The 17510-nt window shown below is 60.2% G+C and carries 17 protein-coding genes; 9 read left to right on the plus strand and 8 right to left on the minus strand.

What is annotated here, in order from left to right; translation table 11 throughout:
• Window positions 1-4 precede the first annotated feature (4 nt).
• From GQ39_RS13020 to GQ39_RS13035, 5 genes are all read right to left on the minus strand, one after another.
• Window positions 5-895 (minus strand): LysR substrate-binding domain-containing protein, encoded by an 891-nt coding sequence (locus GQ39_RS13020; protein ID WP_047530382.1) that lies wholly within the window; start codon window positions 893-895, stop codon window positions 5-7.
• 60 nt (window positions 896-955) lie between these two features.
• Window positions 956-2386 (minus strand): amino acid permease, encoded by a 1431-nt coding sequence (locus GQ39_RS13025; RefSeq protein WP_047530385.1) that lies wholly within the window; start codon window positions 2384-2386, stop codon window positions 956-958.
• Between the two features lie 149 nt (window positions 2387-2535).
• Window positions 2536-3813, minus strand: coding sequence for a cystathionine gamma-synthase family protein (locus GQ39_RS13030; protein ID WP_047530388.1), 1278 nt, complete (start codon window positions 3811-3813; stop codon window positions 2536-2538).
• 118 nt (window positions 3814-3931) lie between these two features.
• Window positions 3932-4102, minus strand: coding sequence for a DUF488 family protein, N3 subclade (locus GQ39_RS32440; RefSeq protein ID WP_139213598.1), 171 nt, complete (start codon window positions 4100-4102; stop codon window positions 3932-3934).
• 6 nt (window positions 4103-4108) lie between these two features.
• Window positions 4109-4921, minus strand: a complete 813-nt coding sequence (locus GQ39_RS13035) for an AraC family transcriptional regulator (protein WP_047530389.1) — start codon at window positions 4919-4921, stop codon at window positions 4109-4111.
• Between the two features lie 135 nt (window positions 4922-5056).
• Here GQ39_RS13035 and GQ39_RS13040 point away from each other — a divergent pair, with 135 nt between their 5' ends.
• The 3 genes from GQ39_RS13040 to GQ39_RS13050 all read left to right on the plus strand — a co-directional run bounded on the left by GQ39_RS13040 (window position 5057) and on the right by GQ39_RS13050 (window position 8487).
• Window positions 5057-5575 (plus strand): carboxymuconolactone decarboxylase family protein, encoded by a 519-nt coding sequence (locus GQ39_RS13040; protein ID WP_047530391.1) that lies wholly within the window; start codon window positions 5057-5059, stop codon window positions 5573-5575.
• A 26-nt stretch (window positions 5576-5601) separates the two neighbouring features.
• Complete coding sequence (gene grxC / locus GQ39_RS13045; RefSeq protein ID WP_047530394.1) at window positions 5602-5853, plus strand: glutaredoxin 3; 252 nt, start codon at window positions 5602-5604, stop codon at window positions 5851-5853.
• A gap of 246 nt (window positions 5854-6099) precedes the next feature.
• Entirely contained in the window at window positions 6100-8487 is a 2388-nt protein-coding gene (locus GQ39_RS13050) for a DUF3772 domain-containing protein (RefSeq protein WP_047530396.1), read from the plus strand.
• A gap of 30 nt (window positions 8488-8517) precedes the next feature.
• Here GQ39_RS13050 and GQ39_RS13055 read toward each other — a convergent pair whose 3' ends face one another.
• Both GQ39_RS13055 and GQ39_RS13060 read right to left on the minus strand, forming a co-directional pair.
• Entirely contained in the window at window positions 8518-10008 is a 1491-nt protein-coding gene (locus tag GQ39_RS13055; protein WP_047530398.1) for an aldehyde dehydrogenase family protein, read from the minus strand.
• 60 nt (window positions 10009-10068) lie between these two features.
• A complete protein-coding gene (locus GQ39_RS13060) occupies window positions 10069-10458 on the minus strand; it encodes a c-type cytochrome (RefSeq protein ID WP_047530400.1) in 390 nt (129 codons plus the stop codon).
• Window positions 10459-10917: 459 nt separating this feature from the next.
• Between GQ39_RS13060 and GQ39_RS13065 the strand changes: the two genes are divergently transcribed.
• The 6 genes from GQ39_RS13065 to GQ39_RS13090 all read left to right on the plus strand — a co-directional run bounded on the left by GQ39_RS13065 (window position 10918) and on the right by GQ39_RS13090 (window position 16253).
• Complete coding sequence (locus GQ39_RS13065; RefSeq protein ID WP_047530401.1) at window positions 10918-12066, plus strand: amine dehydrogenase large subunit; 1149 nt, start codon at window positions 10918-10920, stop codon at window positions 12064-12066.
• Window positions 12067-12077: 11 nt separating this feature from the next.
• Entirely contained in the window at window positions 12078-12617 is a 540-nt protein-coding gene (locus tag GQ39_RS13070) for a MauE/DoxX family redox-associated membrane protein (RefSeq protein ID WP_047530403.1), read from the plus strand.
• A 4-nt stretch (window positions 12618-12621) separates the two neighbouring features.
• Entirely contained in the window at window positions 12622-13248 is a 627-nt protein-coding gene (gene mauD, locus GQ39_RS13075) for a methylamine dehydrogenase accessory protein MauD (protein ID WP_047530405.1), read from the plus strand.
• 18 nt (window positions 13249-13266) lie between these two features.
• The gene (locus GQ39_RS13080) at window positions 13267-13788 is read left to right on the plus strand and encodes a methylamine dehydrogenase light chain (RefSeq protein ID WP_047530407.1); all 522 of its coding nucleotides are present in this window, start codon (window positions 13267-13269) and stop codon (window positions 13786-13788) included.
• 86 nt (window positions 13789-13874) lie between these two features.
• Window positions 13875-14396: a hypothetical protein gene (locus GQ39_RS13085; protein WP_047530410.1), complete on the plus strand. Its 522-nt coding sequence runs from the start codon at window positions 13875-13877 to the stop codon at window positions 14394-14396.
• A 432-nt stretch (window positions 14397-14828) separates the two neighbouring features.
• Window positions 14829-16253: an undecaprenyl-phosphate glucose phosphotransferase gene (locus GQ39_RS13090; RefSeq protein ID WP_047530412.1), complete on the plus strand. Its 1425-nt coding sequence runs from the start codon at window positions 14829-14831 to the stop codon at window positions 16251-16253.
• A gap of 81 nt (window positions 16254-16334) precedes the next feature.
• On the opposite strand, the gene GQ39_RS13095 is transcribed toward GQ39_RS13090, so the two are convergent.
• Complete coding sequence (locus tag GQ39_RS13095) at window positions 16335-17462, minus strand: glycosyltransferase 61 family protein (RefSeq protein WP_047530414.1); 1128 nt, start codon at window positions 17460-17462, stop codon at window positions 16335-16337.
• Window positions 17463-17510 lie beyond the last annotated feature (48 nt).

The following is a 17510-nucleotide window of genomic DNA, read 5'->3' on the forward strand; positions in this document are numbered from 1 at the left end:
CGATTTATTTGAAACGATGGGCCTGCTCGACCAGCCAGGTGGAAAATATCGCCGCGTCGGGGTGCTGCTCGGCCCCGGAATCGCGTACGAGGTAAAAAGACTCGCTGGCGTCGATACGCTGGGTAAAGGGCTCGACCAATCGCCCATCCCGAAGCATGTCATCGACCATCGAGGACCGCGCCAGGGCAATCCCCTGCCCTAGCTCGGCCATGCGCAAGGTGGAAATCAACGTGTCGAATTGCATGCCGGTCGAGAAGTCGACGCTGTGCGCGCCGACCATGTTCAACCAGTACCCCCACCCCTCTTCGTAACCCAGCACATGCAACAGTGGATGGTTCGATACGTCCGCAGGGACGGTCAGCGGTGACTTCGCCATCAGGCCCGGCGAACACACCGGGAACAGCGTGTCCCAGGTCAGTCGCTGCGACACCAGCCCGGGCCATTGACCGTGGCCCCAGCGAATCTCCATGTCGTCCTCGCCATCCAGCTCCTTGACCCAGATATTGCTGATGTAGCGGATATCCACATGGGGATGAGCCTGGCTGAACGCCTGCAGCTTGGGCGCCAGCCAGTGCACGAAAAACGCCAGGCTGCCGCGCACCTTGATCGGCCGACGTTTGTGTTGACCAAAAATTTCGTTGGTCCCCACGGCCAGTCGCGTGATCGCGTCCTGCACCACCGGCAGATAAGCCTGGCCTTCCTCCGACAGTCCCAGGCCACGGGGCAGGCGCTTGAAGAGTGCAACCCCAAGGTGGCTTTCCAGTTGACGGATCTGCTGACTGACGGCGCCCTGGGTCAAAAACAGTTCTTCGGCGGCGTGGGTAAAGTTCAAACAGCGGGCAGACACCTCGAATGCCCGCAGCCAGTTCAGTGGGGGTAGCGTCTTTTGCTTCATGGCTTGAACCTCTTGGACGCCCCCTCCACCGAGCACGCTTGCCCATCCCGCCGGCGCTGGCTAGAACGCATCGGACGGTTGTGCCAAGGGGGCAACCGACAAGCGTCGCTCGCGGCTTTTGCGGGTAATGTAATACACGAAGTAGCACCAGGCGATGAAGGGCAAACCGAAGTACAACGCCACCCGTTGCTCAGGATCGAAAGCAATCCCGACACACGCCAGGCTGCAGCAGACCAGCGCGCCCAGCGGCACCCATGGATAACCCCGGACGCGGAATTTCAGGTCGCGGATATCACCGCCATTGGCCACATAGTGACGGCGGAAAGCAATCTGGCTCGCCGCGATACTCATCCACACCACCACGACCGCCAACCCGGAGATCGACACCAGCGCCAGATAGATGGTATCGGCCGCAAACACGCTACTGAGCAACGAAGCAGCGCCACCGGCCATGCTGACGATAATCGCGTTGAGCGGCGTGCCCATGCGGGTCAGGGCCGAGAACTGCTTGGGCAGGTGCCCCTGGTCACTCAGCGTCCAGAGCATCCGCGACGCGGCGTACAACCCGGAGTTGGCGGCCGACAGCAAGGCACTGATGATCACGAAGTTCATGATGTCGGCCGAGTACGGAATCCCGATGTAGGTGAACACCGTCACGAAGGGACTCTCTACCAGACCGGCCTGTTCACGGGGCAACAGGGTCGCCAGAACGAAAATGGTCCCCACGAAAAAGATCGCCAGGCGCAGCACGGTCGTGCGAATGGCACGCGGCACGTTGCGCTGTGGATCTTTGGTTTCCCCAGCGGCAATACCGATCAATTCAGTGCCGGAGAAAGCAAAGGAGACGGCCAGTAACGTCATTGCAATCGGCATGAACCCGGTAGGGAAAAGTCCTTCACGGGTGAAGTTACTCAAGCCGATACTGTGGCTTTGCTCGATGTTCAGCAGACCGAGAATCGCACCGCCGCCAATCATCAAGAACACGATCACGGTCACCACTTTAACCAGCGACAACCAGAACTCGGTCTCGGCAAACAGGCGTACCGAAATCACATTGGTCAGAAACACCATAACTGCAAATAACGCGCTCCAGATCCATACAGGCGTTTCCGGGAACCAGCGCACCATTAAAATACCGGCGGCGGTGAACTCGGAACCGATGGCCACCGTCCAGGTCAGCCAATACAACCAGGCCACCGTATACCCGGTACCCGGCCCGAGAAACCGGGTGGCGTACGTACTGAATGAACCGGTTTCCGGCATCTGCACCGCCAACTCGCCCAGGCACATCATCACCATGTAAACCATGAGTGCACCGATGATGTAAGCGATCACCGCGCCCAGGGGACCGGCCTGGTTGACCGTATACCCGGACGTGAGAAACAGCCCGGTCCCAATGACGCCGCCTAATGCCAGCATGACAATATGGCGGGTCTGCATTTCCTGTTTAAAACCCGAGCGCGTATCAAGTTGTTGTTCTTTTATGGACATGGTTGTTCTCATGAAAGTTATTAGGGCACGAATTAACGTCTGCTACGACTAACAGGGCAGAGTAAAAAAGTTGCCACTAGGTTTTATTATTATTCCACTTCATGAACTCCCCACTTAAATCCTTGCAGTGAGGCATTAACGTTAAATCTTCAACCGGCTATCCCTGCACATGTTTCATTGATTGAAAGTTGTGTGTTTTCCTGTACCGCTGAGTGGCCCGAACTTCTGACAAAGGCAAAAGCCTGTTTCAGGTCGTCGAGCAGGTCGTCGGTGTCTTCGATGCCGACGGAGATCCGCACCAATCCTTCGGAGATACCCAGGGCCAGTCGCTCCTCCAGCGTGTTCTCGACATGACTGGTGGTACGGGCCGGGCCATAGATGGTTTCCACCGCACCGAGATTGCCTGCGCAGTGAGCGAAACGCAGGCGTGGCAAGAGCACCTTGACCGTGTCCATGCCGCCCATCACGACAAAGCTGACGATTGCACCAAAGCCGGACATTTGCGCGCACGCCACCGCGTGATTCGGGTGGCCGGGCAAGCCGGGATAATTGACCGACTCCACCAACGGTTCGGTGCACAGGTACTCCGCCAGGGCCCGGGCACTGCGTTGCTGCTGACGCATGCGCAGCACCAGGGTTTTCATGCCGCGAATGATCATGTAGGCGGAGAACGGGTCGAGCGTTGCACCGTTGATTTCCCGGTAGTGACGCACCTTGGCCATCAGCCCTTCGCTGCCGCACACCAGGCCACCGAGCACGTCGCCGTGCCCGCTGAGAAACTTGGTCGCACTGTGAATGACCACGTCCACACCCAGCGCCAGCGGGTTCTGGTTCAACGGCGTGGCGAACGTGTTATCCGCCACCACAATGGCACCGACACGCTTGGCAGCGGCCACCAGACGCTGGATATCCACTATTTTGAGGGTCGGATTGGTGGGTGTTTCCAGATACACCAGTTGGCAACCCTTGGCGATTTCGCGTTCGATTTCTTCGTGATCGAACGTCTCGCACAACGTCACCTCCACACCGGTACGCGGCAGGAACTCTTCGAAAATCTTGTTGGTGCCGCCATAGCTGTCCTTGGTCGACACGACCCGATCGCCATGGGCCAGGAAGGTGTAGAGCACACTGCTGATCGCCGCCATTCCGCTACTGAACGCCACGGCAGACTCGGCCATTTCCAACTCGCGAATTTTTGCCTCGAGGGTCTCGACCGTCGGGTTGCCCATGCGGCTGTAAATGAAGCCCGGTGCCTTGCCCAAAGCGACGTCGTACCAGACGTCGATGTCGTCGTAACCATATGCAGCACTGACGACGATCGGGGTTTGCGTGGCATTGTAAGGATGCCTGACTTGCTCGCCGCCCCACACTGCGCGGGTCCCCGAACCCGCATTTACCAACGCCGCGCTGCCTGGTTTTTTATTCATAAAGACTACTCGCACTGAGGGCGGCGAATGTTGAGTCACTCACCGGATCTGGCGGCCAATATATTGAAAAGCCGCGCCCCCGAGAAACGATGTTATCGGTGCCTAAGGGCTGCTTTTTTTAATGGCTGTCCGGCGTGGGGGGCAGATCAATCGCGGGGGCAAGGTCGGGCAGCCAGGCGTGCAACGAAGCCGTGGCCTTGGGCCAATTGCAAGGCCATAGCCGATCGACCAGGACACGTCGTCCATCTTCGGCAGCGACAGGCTCGTCGACAGGCTTGCACTGGATCATCAGCGTTTACCCCCTCCATTCCCGCGGGCTCACCCCGGTCTTGCGCCGAAACGCCCGAGCCAAAGCCGAGGGGCTTTCGTAACCAACCTCTTCGGCGATCAGGGCAATGGGCTTGCCCTCGCGCAAGCGTTTCTGCGCCAGGCTGATGCGCCAACTCACCAGATAATCCACCGGCGTCTGCCCGACCACCCGCCGGAAATGCTCGGCGAAGCTGGCCCGCGACATGTTGGCCGCCACCGACAGTTCCGCCACGCTCCAGGCCTTGCCGGGAGCCTCGTGCATAAGGTTCAGGGGGCGTGCCAGACGCGAATCGGCGAGACCGGCCATCATGCCCGGCGGTTGATTGCGGCTGCTCAGAATGTGCCGCAGCAACAGAATCACCAGCAGCTCGAACAAGCGGTCCATGACTGCTTCACGCCCGCAGGTGCCGTCAAAAGCCTCGTTGAACAGCCATTCCAGGGTGCTGGCCAGGGTCGGGATTTCATCGAGTTTCAGCACCATGTAATCGGGCAACGCGCCGGCGAGGGCATTGCCCGAGCCGCCATCGAAGTTCAGCGAGGCACAGACCAACTGCGTGGCCGATGCTTGCGTGGCGGACAAGCGGTGACGGTACGGCCGGGGGAAAAAGATCAGCGTCGGCTCGGTGATCTTCAGCGCTCGCTCATCGGCCAGTTTCAGCACGACCTCCCCGGCCTGCAGCAAATGCAGATGACCGCACGTCTGGCTGCCATCGAAAGCCGAGGTGCCGCAAAACGTGCCGCTGTGAAAGGTGCCGGCATTGACGCCGAAATGCGTGAGCAACGTGGACAAGCGATCCATGAGGGGGGCTCCCGAAGGCAGTTCTGGACGATCTGTTGCATATCGTCGACGATTTGCACCCAATAGACCAGCCCAGGCCTTTAGCATGAACTCCGTACCCAGCGCCTGTCGCGCTTGAATCCTCGGAGAATCATCATGACCCGCATTTCCCCTGTCAGCCTGGAACACGCCACCGACACCACCCGCCCTCTGCTGGAAGGCGTGCAAAAGAAAATCGGCTTCCTGCCCAATGTGTTCAAAGTCCTGGCCCACGCCCCTGCCGTGCTCACCTCCTACGTGCAGAACTCGGCGGCATTGGGCAAGACGTCCCTGAGCGCAACGCAAAAGGAAGCCATCTTCCTTGCCACGTCACAGGTCAACGGTTGCGACTACTGCCTGGCGGCCCACACGCTGTTTGCCGGCAAGGCCGGTCTGTCCAGCCAGGACATCCTGAGCGCCCGTGACGGCAAGCTCGACGCCTATGCCCTGCTGGCACAGCAAATCACTGAAAGTCGTGGACACCTGAGCAGCGAGCAGATAGCAGCGGCACGCGCCGCCGGTCTCGACGACGGCAAGATTATCGAAGTGATTGCCCATGTGGCATCGCAGACGCTGACTAACTACCTGAACAACGTCGCGCTGACCGATATCGACTTCCCGGCCATCGATGCCTGAGCCACGCCAATAGCGGAGAACCGAGCATGAACACTGTGACGCTATACACCACCGACACCTGCCCTTACTGCCGCAGTGCCAAGTCACTGCTGGCCAGCAAAGGCATCAACATGCAGGAAATCAACATTCAGACCCAGCCGGGCAAACTCGAAGAAATGCTCAGCCGCAGTGGCCGGCGCAGCGTGCCGCAGATTTTCATCGGCGACACGCATATCGGTGGCTTCGACGACTTGGCCAAACTGGATCGCCAGGGCGGCTTGATGTCGATGCTGGCTTGAGCCTGAACGGTCCAGGCCCAACACCAATCTGTGGCGAGGGAGCTTGCCGGAACGCCGCACCGTCCCGTTGGGCTGCGCAGCGGCCCCCAAAATGGGGACTGCGATACAGTCCACCGGGCGCAAGCTCCCTCACCACACAAGCGCGATACCGGCATCGCCCGGCACATCCGACCAAACAACGCTCTAACGTGCGCGTCATGACCTAACCTCATAGGCTAAATGACTCGCCACCCATCGAGCACGCCTATGCGCAATGCCTTGAAGTCCGTGATATTCATCGTTTTCGTGCTATTGGCGTCGAGCGGCGCGATGCTGTCGGCGGCGCCCATGCTCGATGTCCCGGGCGCCGGCGCGAGCAGCGCTGTCGCCAAGGTGTCCGACAGCGATCTGGAGGCGCTGCAAGGCCAACTCAACAGCCTCAAACAACAGGTCTCTCAGGTCAGCAATTACAACCAACTGGAGCCCCCGCAGGATTTGGTTCAGTCGCTGATCAAGGAGGCTGATCGCCTGTCGGCACTGTTGTTGCCCGAACAAGCGCAATTACAGTCCCAACTGGGGGTGCTGAGCCCTGCTCCGCTGGCTGAGGCCACGCTGGAGGAGTCCGATATCGCCAGCCAAAGGGCTGCGTTCACCGAACAAAAGAACAAGGTCGATTCCAAACTGAAAACCCTGGCGGCGATCAAAGCCAGTGCCGCCGAATTGCTCACCCAGATTGCTGCCATCCGACGCAGCCTGCTGGAAACCGAAGTGACCCAACGCACCCGGAGCATCCTCAATCCCTGGTTTTGGGTCCCGCTATTCGATCCACCTGCCGACGACCGGCAACGGCTGGTCGAGTTCATGCAGCAGGCGGGCGACACGCTGCATTCGGTCTGGCAACCGGGCAAGCGCCTCTTGACCAGCGTGCTCGTGATATTCGCCGTGGTCCTGTGGGGCCTGGGCCGTCGGCTCGCCGAACGCGGACTGACCTGGTTGTGCATTCACCGGATGCCCGAAGGACGCCTGCGCCGCAGCGCCCTCGCGCTCGCGTCGGTCGTCGCCACGGTGCTGACCGCCGGTATCGCCCTGCGTGTCCTGTTTTTTGCCCTCACCCGGGAACTGCCGTTGACACCGCAACTGGCAGGGTTTTCCGAGGAATTCGAAAAAATCGTCTACACCTGCGTGATGATCACCGGTTTGAGCCGTGCGCTGTTGTCCACCCAACATCCGTCATGGCGACTGCCGGCCATTGCCGACGAGGTGGCACTGGCAATCAAACCCTATCCCCGGCGATTGGCTGCCGTCTTGCTGGTGGCGGTGTCAGTGGCCCAGTTGACCAATGCCACCGGCATGAGCTCCGAGGTCGTGATCACGGTCCGTGGGTTGGTCGCACTTATCATCTCAACCTTGATCGGTTCGATTCTGTTGCGGGTCAACAGAACCCGGCGGGCCATGGTGGTGGCCGGCGATGCGCCTGAGGCGGGCCGTACGCTGGCTGGCGTCGTGTATGCCTTCGCCAGCATCGCGACCGTGGCCTCGCTGTTCTCCCTGCTCATTGGCTATGTGTCGCTGTCGCGCTTCATCACTTACGAACTGGTCTGGTTGTTCATCATTTTTGCCGGTTTCTATTTGCTGATACAGCTGCTCAAGGACAGCTGTGAGTACCTGTTTTCACCTCGGCAACCCACCGGCAAAACGCTCAAGCAGTTGCTCGGTATTGGCGATACGCGCCTGGAGCAGATCTCGGTCATTTTGTCTGGCGTCGGTCGTGCCGCCCTGTTGCTGATCGCGTTCATCTCGCTGCTGGTGGGTGGCGTGGGCTCGACCCTCGGCCAACTGGCAAACAACACCCTGGCGATGCTTGGCGGTGACGGCCTGCGCAAACTGAACATTGTCCCGGCCAATCTGCTGCACGGCCTGCTGGCGCTGCTGATCGGCATCTATCTGGTGCGGACCCTGAGCCGCTGGCTGGACAACGAGTTGCTGCCGAAAACGGAAATGGACCCGGGCATGTGCGCCTCGCTCAGCACACTGTTTTCCAACATCGGCTATGCCTTGGTGATCCTGCTCATGCTGTCGTCGCTGGGGGTCAAGTGGACCAACCTGGCGTGGATCGTCAGTGCCTTGTCGGTGGGGATCGGCTTCGGTCTTCAAGAGATCGTCAAGAACTTCGTCTCCGGCCTGATTCTGCTCACCGAACGCCCGGTCAAGGTCGGCGACCTGATCAGCATCAGCGGGGTTGAAGGCGATATCCGGCGGATCAATGTGCGGGCCACCGAGATACAACTGGCTGACCGCTCGATTGTCATCGTGCCGAACTCGCAGCTGATTTCGCAGAACCTGCGCAACGTCACCCTCGGCGGCAGCGCCCAAGGCGTGGCGACACTTGAACTGACCTTCCCGCTGGACATCGACCCGGAGCAGGTACGCAACCTGCTGTACGACACCTTCTGCGAGCACGAATCCATTCTGGAAAAACCGGCGCCGTTCGTGCGCTTCAGCCAACTGAAACCCGAAGGCATTACGCTGACGATCACCGGTTACGTCGCCAGCCCACGCGCGGTCGGCTCGATCAAGAGCGAACTGCTGTTTGAGATACTCAAGCGACTGGGTGCCGCCGGGATCGAACTGGCGAAACCGCCACCGGCGGCGTGATCCCCGATCACGCCGCCGGCAAGCATTGCATCAATGCGCAATACACACGGATTTAAGCTCGGTAAAAGCCTCGATCACCGCACGACCAAACTCACGGCCCATGCCCGATTGCTTGACCCCGCCGAACGGCATCGCCGGGTCGAGCAGCACGTGGGCGTTGACCCAGACCGTACCGGCTTCGATGCGCGGCACCAGGTTCATGGCTTTGCTCAGGTCGTTGGTCCACAGGCTGGCGGCCAGGCCATAGCGGTTGTCGTTGGCCAGTTCGATCACGGCCTCTTCATCGTCGAACGGCATCACGCCCAGCACCGGGCCGAATACTTCTTCCCGGGCCACGGCCATGCTGTGGTCGATGTCGGCGAGGATCGTCGGCTGGACGTAGAAGCCGTCGCCTTCCACCAACTCGCCACCCGAGACCACACGTGCGCCCTCCTGACGGGCCAGTTCAATGTGCTTGAGCACGCTCTGTTGTTGCTTGCGCGACACCAGCGGGTTGATCGCTGCGTCGCTGTTCATGCCCGCGCCAATCGGCATGGCCGAAACCGCCGCCGCCAGGGCTTCGACGAATCGGTCGTGGATCGAGCGGTGCACGTAGAAACGCGAAGCCGCGGCACACACCTGGCCGTTGTTCAGCAGGCCACCGAGGATCGCCCCTTGCACGGCTTTTTCGACGTCGGCATCGGCGAGCACGATCATCGGATTCTTGCCGCCCAGTTCCAGGGAGAAACGCGTCATGTTGGCCATGCACGCCACCCCGACGCTTTTGCCAACGGCGGTAGAACCGGTGAACGAGACCTTGCTCACCAGCGGATGCTGGGTCAGCACGCCACCGACCGAGGCGCCGCCACCGGTCACGACGTTGAACACGCCTGCCGGAATGCCGGCCTCGAGCGCGAGCTCCGCCAGACGCATGGCGGTCAGCGGGGTTTCCATGGCCGGCTTGATGATCACCGTGCAACCGGTAGCCAGCGCCGGCATCAGTTTCCAGGCGGCGATCAGCAGCGGGAAGTTCCACGGCACGATGCCGACCACCACACCCACCGGCTCACGCTTGGTGAAGGCGGTGAACTTGGCACCCGGTGGCAACGGGATCGACACGTCGAAGGTTTGCCCTTCGATCTTGGTCGCCCAGCCGGACATGTAGCGCATGAATTCCACAGTGGCGTTCAGGTCCAGGGCGCGGGCCATGTTGATCGACTTGCCCTGGCTCAGGGTTTCCAGTTGCGCCAGCTCTTCGGCGTGCTCTTCCACCAGGCGGGTGAAGTTGAGCAGGATGCGCTCGCGATCCGCCGGACGCAGTGCCGACCAGACCCCGGACTTGAATGCCTTGTGCGACGACTGCACGGCACGCTCGACGATTTCAGGCGGTGCATCGAGGGTTTCGCAGAGGGTCTGCCCGGTGGCCGGGTTGACCACGGCAATGCTGTCGCCCTCGGCAAACACCCACTGACCGTCAATGAAGCAGCCGTGGCGGCGTTCGATAAATGCAGCCACCTGCGGCAGGATTTCAACGTTGCTCATAATTCACCTTTCAATAAAACCGTTCGGTGTGAAGGTTGGATCAGCCAGGAAACCGGCCGCTTAGTGTTGTTCTTTGAGGAAGCACACGACCGCCTGGCGATCGTCCGCCGAAGCCAGGCCCATGTAAGGCATGTAGGTGCCAGGCACATAGGCCTGAGGCTGGGTAATCAGTTGCGCGATATTCTCGGCTTGCCAATCGATGTTTTTGTTGCGCATGGCTTGCGAGTAGCTGAAGCCCTCCAGGGAGCCGGACTTGCGCCCGACCACACCCGCCAGGTTCGGCCCCATCATGCCGGTCGCGCCTTTGGTCACCGAATGGCAAACCCCGCATTCATTGGCAAACACCTCGGCGCCGTGGCGTTGATCGGGGGCGCAATCGGCCGCCAGCGCCGCCTGGGCCAAAGTGAGAGACAGCAAACCGATGAGGGGCAAACGCAGGGAGGTGAACATAGGAAACGACCTTGAAAATCCGCGCATTCGCCAGCAGGCGAACGCCAACTCTGAAAGTGCCGGGGCAACGGTGCCCCGGCAGGTTGATCAGGATTGTCGGTGGTCGTGGATTCGCGGGTTTTGCCCTGCGTGCCAGTCGTGTTGGCGGTTCTGCCAAACCGCTCGGATGCACGTTTGCCTTTCCCTGTAGGAGCGAGCCTGAACTGGCCTGATTATTCCGGGCACCTCTCAATGCCAACACGACCTTGGGGGCCGCTTCGCAGCCCAGCGGGACAAGCCCCCTCGCCACAGGGGATCGCATACCCCGGTTTTGTGGCGTGTCAGTGACACTGGCACAGATACACAAACACTTGGCAGGCAGGGCAATTCCCGGGGTTGCCGGGCGAGGCACTATTCAATCGTCAGAATCTGCCCACTCACCCGCGATCCGCGTTACCAACAATTCAGGAAGTTCCCCTTATGCGAACAAACAGGATCTCCGTACAGTCAGCGCTAGGCCTGAGCCTGCTTGTGCTCGGTTTGAACAGTGCCCGTGCGGACCTGCCCGCCGACACGATCGGCCAGACCGTGTTGCCGTTCCCCGCTGAAGCACACCGGGCGTTCGTCGTCGATGTCGAGTTCGACAGCTTCGTCGCCGGCCGTGTCACCGTGGTCGACCCGGACCAGAAGCGCATACTGGGCATGGTGCCGACCGGTTTCGCCGCGCCTTCGGCCCTGAGCCATGACGGCAAGGTGATCTACAGCGCCGACATCTGGTACTCCCGTGGCACCCGGGGCACCCGCACCGATGTGCTGACCGCGTGGGACAGCTCGACCCTGTCGCCCGCCTGGGAGGTGCTGATTCCGAACAAGCGGGCCGAGTCGCTGACCCAGCGCTACGGCCTGAAGACCAGCGGCGATGACCGTTTTGTCTACGTCTACAACTTCACCCCGTCGACCTCGGTGACAGTGGTCGACACCCAGACCAAGGCCGTTGCCACGGAAATCGCGATTCCGGGTTGCGTGCTCAACTACCCGGTTGGCAAACGCCGTTTCGCCTCGCTGTGCGGCGACGGCAGCCTGCAGGTGGTGACCCTCAACGACCAGGGCCAGGAAACCGCGCGCAACCGCACGCCGTTCTTCGACCCCAACGCGGAAAAACTGGTGGAGCGTGCGGTCAACGTCGGCGACACCTACTACTTCACCACCACGACCGGCACCGTGCGCGCAGTGGATTTCTCCGGCGATACACCAAAGATCCTGCCGAGCTGGTCGCTGGTCACCGAGGCCGAAAAGAAGGCCGGTTGGGCGCCGGGCGGCTGGCAGCTGATGGCGGTCGCGCCGACGCTGAACCGTTTGTACGTGCTGATGCATGACGCGCACGAACCGATGAAGTGGGAAGACCCGAGCACCTTCATCTGGGCCTACGACCTCAAGACCCAGAAGAAAATCGCGACCCTGGAAGCACCGGCACCGGTGTGGAGCATGCAGGCCACCGGCGACGACAAGCCGTTGCTGCTGGGCACCGACGTTGAAGGCGGCTTGCAGATTTTCGATCTCAAGACCAACCAGCACACCGGCAGCATGGCAAAAGTCGCAAAAACCGCGACTCAGGTCATGAGCTACTAAGAGGTTCGGCCATGCACTCAGATCCGATCTTCATCATTGCCAGCGCCATCGCCATCGCGGTGTTGCTGGCCAGTGCCGCGACCCACAAGGTACGAGCACCCGCGCGCTTCGCCAGGCAGTTGGCCGACTACCAACTGCTGCCCGACTCGCTGGTGCGCCCGGTCGCCCGGTTGGTCCCGCTGCTGGAACTGGCCATCGCCTTCGCGCTGCTGGTGCCGGTCAGCCGTAGCTGGGCCGCGTTGAGCGCTGCCAGTCTGTTGGCACTGTATGCCGCTGCCATTGGCATCAACCTGTGGCGCGGACGTCGCGACATCGACTGTGGCTGTGCCGGCCCGGACCAGGCGCAGCCGCTGCGCCCGGTCCTGCTGCTGCGCAACAGCGTGCTGGTGGTGCTGGCGCTGCTGGCCAGCGTCGCGCCGATTGCCCGCGACATGACGGTATTCGATGGCTTTGTAACGGTTGCCGCGGCAGCGGTCGCGTTGCTCATCTACGCCGCAGCCGATGGCTTGCTGGCGAACTCCCCTCTTCTGCTCAAATTGATTGGTAGGTGATCCAATGGAAGGCTTGATTGTTTCCAACGTTCTGCTCTGGGTTCTGCTGGTGGCCGTGGCGTTCGTCGTCATGGGCCTGGTCCGTCAGATTGGCGTGCTGCACGGCCGCCTGGCCCCGGCTGGCGCACTGATGGTCGACAAAGGCGTGGCCGTCAACGAAGCCGCGCCGCAAGTGACCGCCACCGACCGTAAAGGTCGCCCGGTGAACTTCGGCTACGCCGGTGAAAAATCGCAACTGCTGTTCTTCCTCTCGCCGACCTGCCCGATCTGCAAGTCACTGCTGCCGGCGATCAAATCCATTGCCAGGGAACAGGCTGATCGCCTCGACGTGGTGTTCATCAGCGATGGCGACATGGACGCCCAGCAAGCGCTGATCCGCGAACACAAACTCGAAGACGCCACCTACGTGGTCGGCCCGCAAGTCGGCATGACTTACCAGATCGGCAAGCTGCCGTACGCCGCGCTGATCGACAAGGCCGGCACCCTGCGCGCCAAGGGTCTGGTCAATTCCCGCGAGCACCTGGACAGCCTGTTCGAAGTGGAACACTTGAAGCACGCCACGCTGCAGCAGTACCTCAATGCCCAACCGCATTCCCACGATCACGACCACAGCCACGGCCATAGCCACTGATAAGGCAGGGAGACGTTTATGAAACTGCTGGATCTGTTGTTCGAGCGCTCGACGCGCCGTGTCGCCGACACCACCTCGCGCCGCAAATTGCTGTCGCGCATGGGCTCGCTGATGGTGGCCGGTGCCGCCCTGCCCCTGCTGCTGCCACTGGATCGCACCAGCAAGGCACTGGCCGCCACCGATCCGAAAGCCGGCGACCCCGGTGATCCGAACAGCTGCGACTACTGGCGCTACTGCTCCATCGACGGCTTTCTGTGCAGCTGCTGCGGTGGTTCGGTGACCTCCTGCCCACCGGGCACCGAAGCCTCGCAAGTGACCTGGATCGGCACCTGCCGCAACCCGGCCGACGGCAAGGACTACATCATTTCGTACAACGACTGCTGCGGTAAGCAAAGCTGTGCCCAGTGCGCCTGTACCCGTAACGACAGTGAAGAACCGGCCTACCGCCCGTTCAACAACAACGATGTGAACTGGTGCCTGGCCGCCAAATCGCACATCTACCACTGCACCGTTTCGATCATCCGCGGCATGGCGGTTTAACACGCGCGTTACCGCCGGTTGCCTGGGCAATCGGCGGTTTTTTTCACGATCGTGTTCCAGGCCAAAAAAACAAGAGAGGCCCCTCAATGCGCAAGTTGCTACTCCTCGGTCTCGTCTGCACCCTGAGCGCCCCACTCGCTCATGCCCGCGCCATTCCCAACCCGGCGCAACGTCACGCGCCGGGCAACGAAGAACAGCAAAAGCCCATCGCCGAGGCCGGTTACAGCGTTGGCGTCAATTACCAGTTGCAATGCGCCGGCTGCCACCTGGGTAACGGCATGGGATCGGCGGCCAACGACACGCCCCGGATGACGGGGTTTGTCGGCAACTTTCTGAAAGTCCCCGGTGGCCGCGAGTTTCTGGTGCGCGTGCCGGGCATGTCGCAGTCGGCGTTGAACAATGCGCAACTGGCGGACTTGCTCAACTGGTTGATGCGCAAAGACGGCCTGGCCGGCAAAAGCACACCGCAGGATTACCAGCCCTACAGCGCCGAAGAAGTGGCGGCACTGCGCGCCAAAACCATGCTCAACCTCCCTGGCACCCGTGCTGAATTGATCAAGCAAATGCGTGCGCAAGGCATCGCCATTGAAGACGGCATGAACGATTGACGGCGGATGTGAAGTCACCTCAGCTGCCAAATCGGGGGCCACGCCCCCTTCGCCTCCGCTCGGCATTCGACCCGCGCCCCCGGGTACCGAAGCGCCGCCTGTCTGCGCCTCCCCTCCCGTTACGAAGCCACCCGAACCGGCGGCACATGCCGTGCATGGCCATTGAGCAAGCGCGGTCCGTCGGCCAGCGGATTCCTTCACAAATGAGTGCTATAAAACTGCGACGATTCCGTGAAGGATTCCAGCGTACTGCTAAAGTGATACCACGCGTTGTCACATTCGGCCCCAGGTCAGCAATCGGGACAGAAGGTGGTATACCACGAGCGGGGGAAGCTTTTGGTGACGCGCACGCAAACGCTCTCGAACGAGGGCAGTTTTGATCTGAGTCGCGTTATCAGTGAGCGCGATGGGGGGCAGCAATGAGGTCTAAATATGATATTTGAGCCTAACACTAGCCGTTCCGTACTTCAGCGAAGAAGCAGCACCAGTATCGTTATTCAGGCCGGTCTCGATGGTCTCGCAGTGACCGGCGTCGCGTGGTATTTGATCAACTATCACATCGGCTTCGTCTCGCAGGCCTATGTCATCATGGTCCTGTTACTGCTTGGGGCGTTGGCCGTCGTCTACGACCATTATGCGATTTACCGAAGCAATGTCGGATTCGCCGTCAAAGCCTTCAAGTTGCTCAAGGCATGGACTGCCGTTTTTTGTTTTCTGGTTGCCATGGCCTTTCTAACTAAAACCGGCGAACAATATTCGCGCCTGTTGGTGGCCGAGTTGTTTGTGATTGGCTACTTCGCTCAGCTGCTTTTGCACCTTGCCACCCGCGAGTTACAGAAGAAGTTCCTGGCCCACCCCGCGCAACGGGACAACGCGCTCATCATCGGCACGGGCGAGCTGGCCAACTTCCTTCACCAGAAAATCAGTAACAACCCGTGGCTGGGTGAACGGGTGGTCGGCTCGGTCCTGATCGGGGGAAGCGATGATCAGGGAAAGGATGGATCAAAGAGTGCGCAACGCTTGACGATACTGGGTCATATTTCCGACCTTGATGAGCTGGTCGTGCAACACGCCATTCGCACCGTGTATTTCGTGACGCCCCTGGATGGTTCGCACGTCATCAAGGACGTTTACTTAAAACTGTTCGATAAACACATTTCCGTGAACTGGGTGCCGGATATCTTTTCGCTGCGCTTGATCAATCACAGTGTGCGTGAAATTGCCGGGATTCCCGTGCTGACGTTGTCTGAAACACCGCTGATGGGGCTGCGGCTGTTTCTGAAGAATCTCGAAGATAAAGTCCTGGCGTTCCTTATCCTGTTATTTGCAGCGCCGGTGCTGTTGTTAGTTGCCATTGCCATCAAGCTCGACAGTCCGGGACCGGTGTTCTTTCGCCAGGAGCGCATGGGCTGGAGCGGCGATTCCTTTCGTATCTGGAAGTTCAGGAGCATGGTTGTCCATCAGCCGGATGAAGGCGTCGTCAAGCAAGCCGAAAAGAACGATCCACGCAAAACCAGAGTGGGCGCCTTTATTCGAAAAACCAGCCTGGATGAACTACCACAGTTGTTTAACGTGTTGATGGGCGAGATGTCGCTGGTGGGACCGCGACCGCACGCTATTGCACACGATGCGCAATACTCGCCCGACATCTCGGACTACTTTGCGCGCCACAACATCAAGCCGGGCATTACCGGTCTGGCTCAGGTGCGTGGCTTTCGGGGTGAGACGAAAGATATCGAGCAAATGATCCGGCGTGTGGATTCGGACATCGAATACATCAACAACTGGTCGCTTTGGCTCGACTTCACCATTCTCGCGCGCACTGTGCTGGCCTTCTCCGGCAAGCATGCCTATTAGCCGGAATTGAGGACTGGGGGGCGATCTCGCGTTTCGGGGGGTGTTATTGATGGGCGTGGCCAGCGTCGCTGGCCTGCCTCATTAAGCGCTTGCCGGGAACAGGTCCAGGGTTCGCTCTACCTCATCGGCGTCGATACTGAAACCATTGCCCTCTTCGGTGCCCACCACAAATCCAAAGTTTTGCTGGTCGCGGTCCGTCAGGTATTTGAAAAAACAGAGGAAACGATTAGGTGGCTGCAGCACCAGCAGTGAACCACCCGGCTGCAGTACGTTGACGCCATGGATCAGATGACTGCCCTCGATGCCCACGACGACTCTTGCCCCGGCGCAGGCCGCCACAATGGTTGGTACATCGGATTTCGCCGGATCGATGATGCGAAAACCCCTGCGGTCGCGCAGGCGTTCAGCCAGTTCCAGCTCATTGCGCAACAAGCGCAGCTCTCCCTTGTCACCGCGCAGAATGAACACCCCGGGGTGAGCGCTGGCGTTTACGTGGGACAGCAACTGGTCGCCCATCGCGCGAAAGCGCCGGTGCTTGTGGCGGTTCTGGCTGAGGTCGTCAAAGATCACCAGTTCACGGAAAAACGCATTGCGTAATCGAACCGGCGTCATCCCCAGCCAGTCTTCATAGCCGGGGGCGTGAAGTATGCCGTGCCTGGAAGTGGAAACGAGCTTGTCAGACGTCGCCGTGGTCACCGGCACGCCTTCTTCGCAGGCCATCGGATAGGTGATGCAGTCGTCCATCAACCATGAGCCAAACCATTTATTGCCGCCCGCCGTGCAATACAGCGCGCCGCGATCGATTTCATTTTCCACGCGAATCCTGGGCAACCATCCGGAACGAGGCGACAGCCAGGATTTGGCATTGCCCTTATAGAGCGCACCGTCGATCAACCAGGCATCTTTGAGCAGGTAGCCACGCGTCGGGCCATGTTCAACCTCGCCGATCCCTTCCATGGTGCGGCGGGGATGTTCGAAGGGATAAAAAAGATCCCCTGCCCATCCCGTCACACGCTCGAGCTGGTTAGGAAGGAAAAACGCAGGCGGAGCGATCGCCATCTCACGGGGGGCAATTTCCCATGTCTTCACGGCGACACTTTGCAGCATGAGCGACGGTTTTCGTGTCAGGCGCGTCTTCAACATGTGTTTATACGCAGCAAGACTCCACTTCGCCGGACCACCCTTTGCGACTGCATCTATATCCGACATATGAATTCAACTCTCATGTACTTATTCCGAAATAGCGCTTATATCCAA

This window comes from Pseudomonas sp. 11/12A (genome assembly GCF_000800055.1).
Taxonomy (GTDB): domain Bacteria; phylum Pseudomonadota; class Gammaproteobacteria; order Pseudomonadales; family Pseudomonadaceae; genus Aquipseudomonas; species Aquipseudomonas mohnii.

Excerpts from the sequence above, each read along its gene's own strand:
- GQ39_RS13055 (WP_047530398.1), bottom strand. The coding sequence starts at position 10,008 with ATGAGCAACGTTGAAATCCTGCCGCAGGTGGCTGCATTTATCGAACGC.
- GQ39_RS32440 (WP_139213598.1), bottom strand. The coding sequence starts at position 4,102 with ATGATCCAGTGCAAGCCTGTCGACGAGCCTGTCGCTGCCGAAGATGGA.
- GQ39_RS13085 (WP_047530410.1), top strand. The coding sequence starts at position 13,875 with ATGCGCAAGTTGCTACTCCTCGGTCTCGTCTGCACCCTGAGCGCCCCA.
- grxC (WP_047530394.1), top strand. The coding sequence starts at position 5,602 with ATGAACACTGTGACGCTATACACCACCGACACCTGCCCTTACTGCCGC.
- GQ39_RS13035 (WP_047530389.1), bottom strand. The coding sequence starts at position 4,921 with ATGGATCGCTTGTCCACGTTGCTCACGCATTTCGGCGTCAATGCCGGC.
- GQ39_RS13080 (WP_047530407.1), top strand. The coding sequence starts at position 13,267 with ATGAAACTGCTGGATCTGTTGTTCGAGCGCTCGACGCGCCGTGTCGCC.
- GQ39_RS13070 (WP_047530403.1), top strand. The coding sequence starts at position 12,078 with ATGCACTCAGATCCGATCTTCATCATTGCCAGCGCCATCGCCATCGCG.
- GQ39_RS13050 (WP_047530396.1), top strand. The coding sequence starts at position 6,100 with ATGCGCAATGCCTTGAAGTCCGTGATATTCATCGTTTTCGTGCTATTG.
- GQ39_RS13030 (WP_047530388.1), bottom strand. The coding sequence starts at position 3,813 with ATGAATAAAAAACCAGGCAGCGCGGCGTTGGTAAATGCGGGTTCGGGG.
- GQ39_RS13090 (WP_047530412.1), top strand. The coding sequence starts at position 14,829 with ATGATATTTGAGCCTAACACTAGCCGTTCCGTACTTCAGCGAAGAAGC.
- GQ39_RS13095 (WP_047530414.1), bottom strand. The coding sequence starts at position 17,462 with ATGTCGGATATAGATGCAGTCGCAAAGGGTGGTCCGGCGAAGTGGAGT.
- GQ39_RS13060 (WP_047530400.1), bottom strand. The coding sequence starts at position 10,458 with ATGTTCACCTCCCTGCGTTTGCCCCTCATCGGTTTGCTGTCTCTCACT.
- mauD (WP_047530405.1), top strand. The coding sequence starts at position 12,622 with ATGGAAGGCTTGATTGTTTCCAACGTTCTGCTCTGGGTTCTGCTGGTG.
- GQ39_RS13025 (WP_047530385.1), bottom strand. The coding sequence starts at position 2,386 with ATGTCCATAAAAGAACAACAACTTGATACGCGCTCGGGTTTTAAACAG.
- GQ39_RS13065 (WP_047530401.1), top strand. The coding sequence starts at position 10,918 with ATGCGAACAAACAGGATCTCCGTACAGTCAGCGCTAGGCCTGAGCCTG.
- GQ39_RS13040 (WP_047530391.1), top strand. The coding sequence starts at position 5,057 with ATGACCCGCATTTCCCCTGTCAGCCTGGAACACGCCACCGACACCACC.
- GQ39_RS13020 (WP_047530382.1), bottom strand. The coding sequence starts at position 895 with ATGAAGCAAAAGACGCTACCCCCACTGAACTGGCTGCGGGCATTCGAG.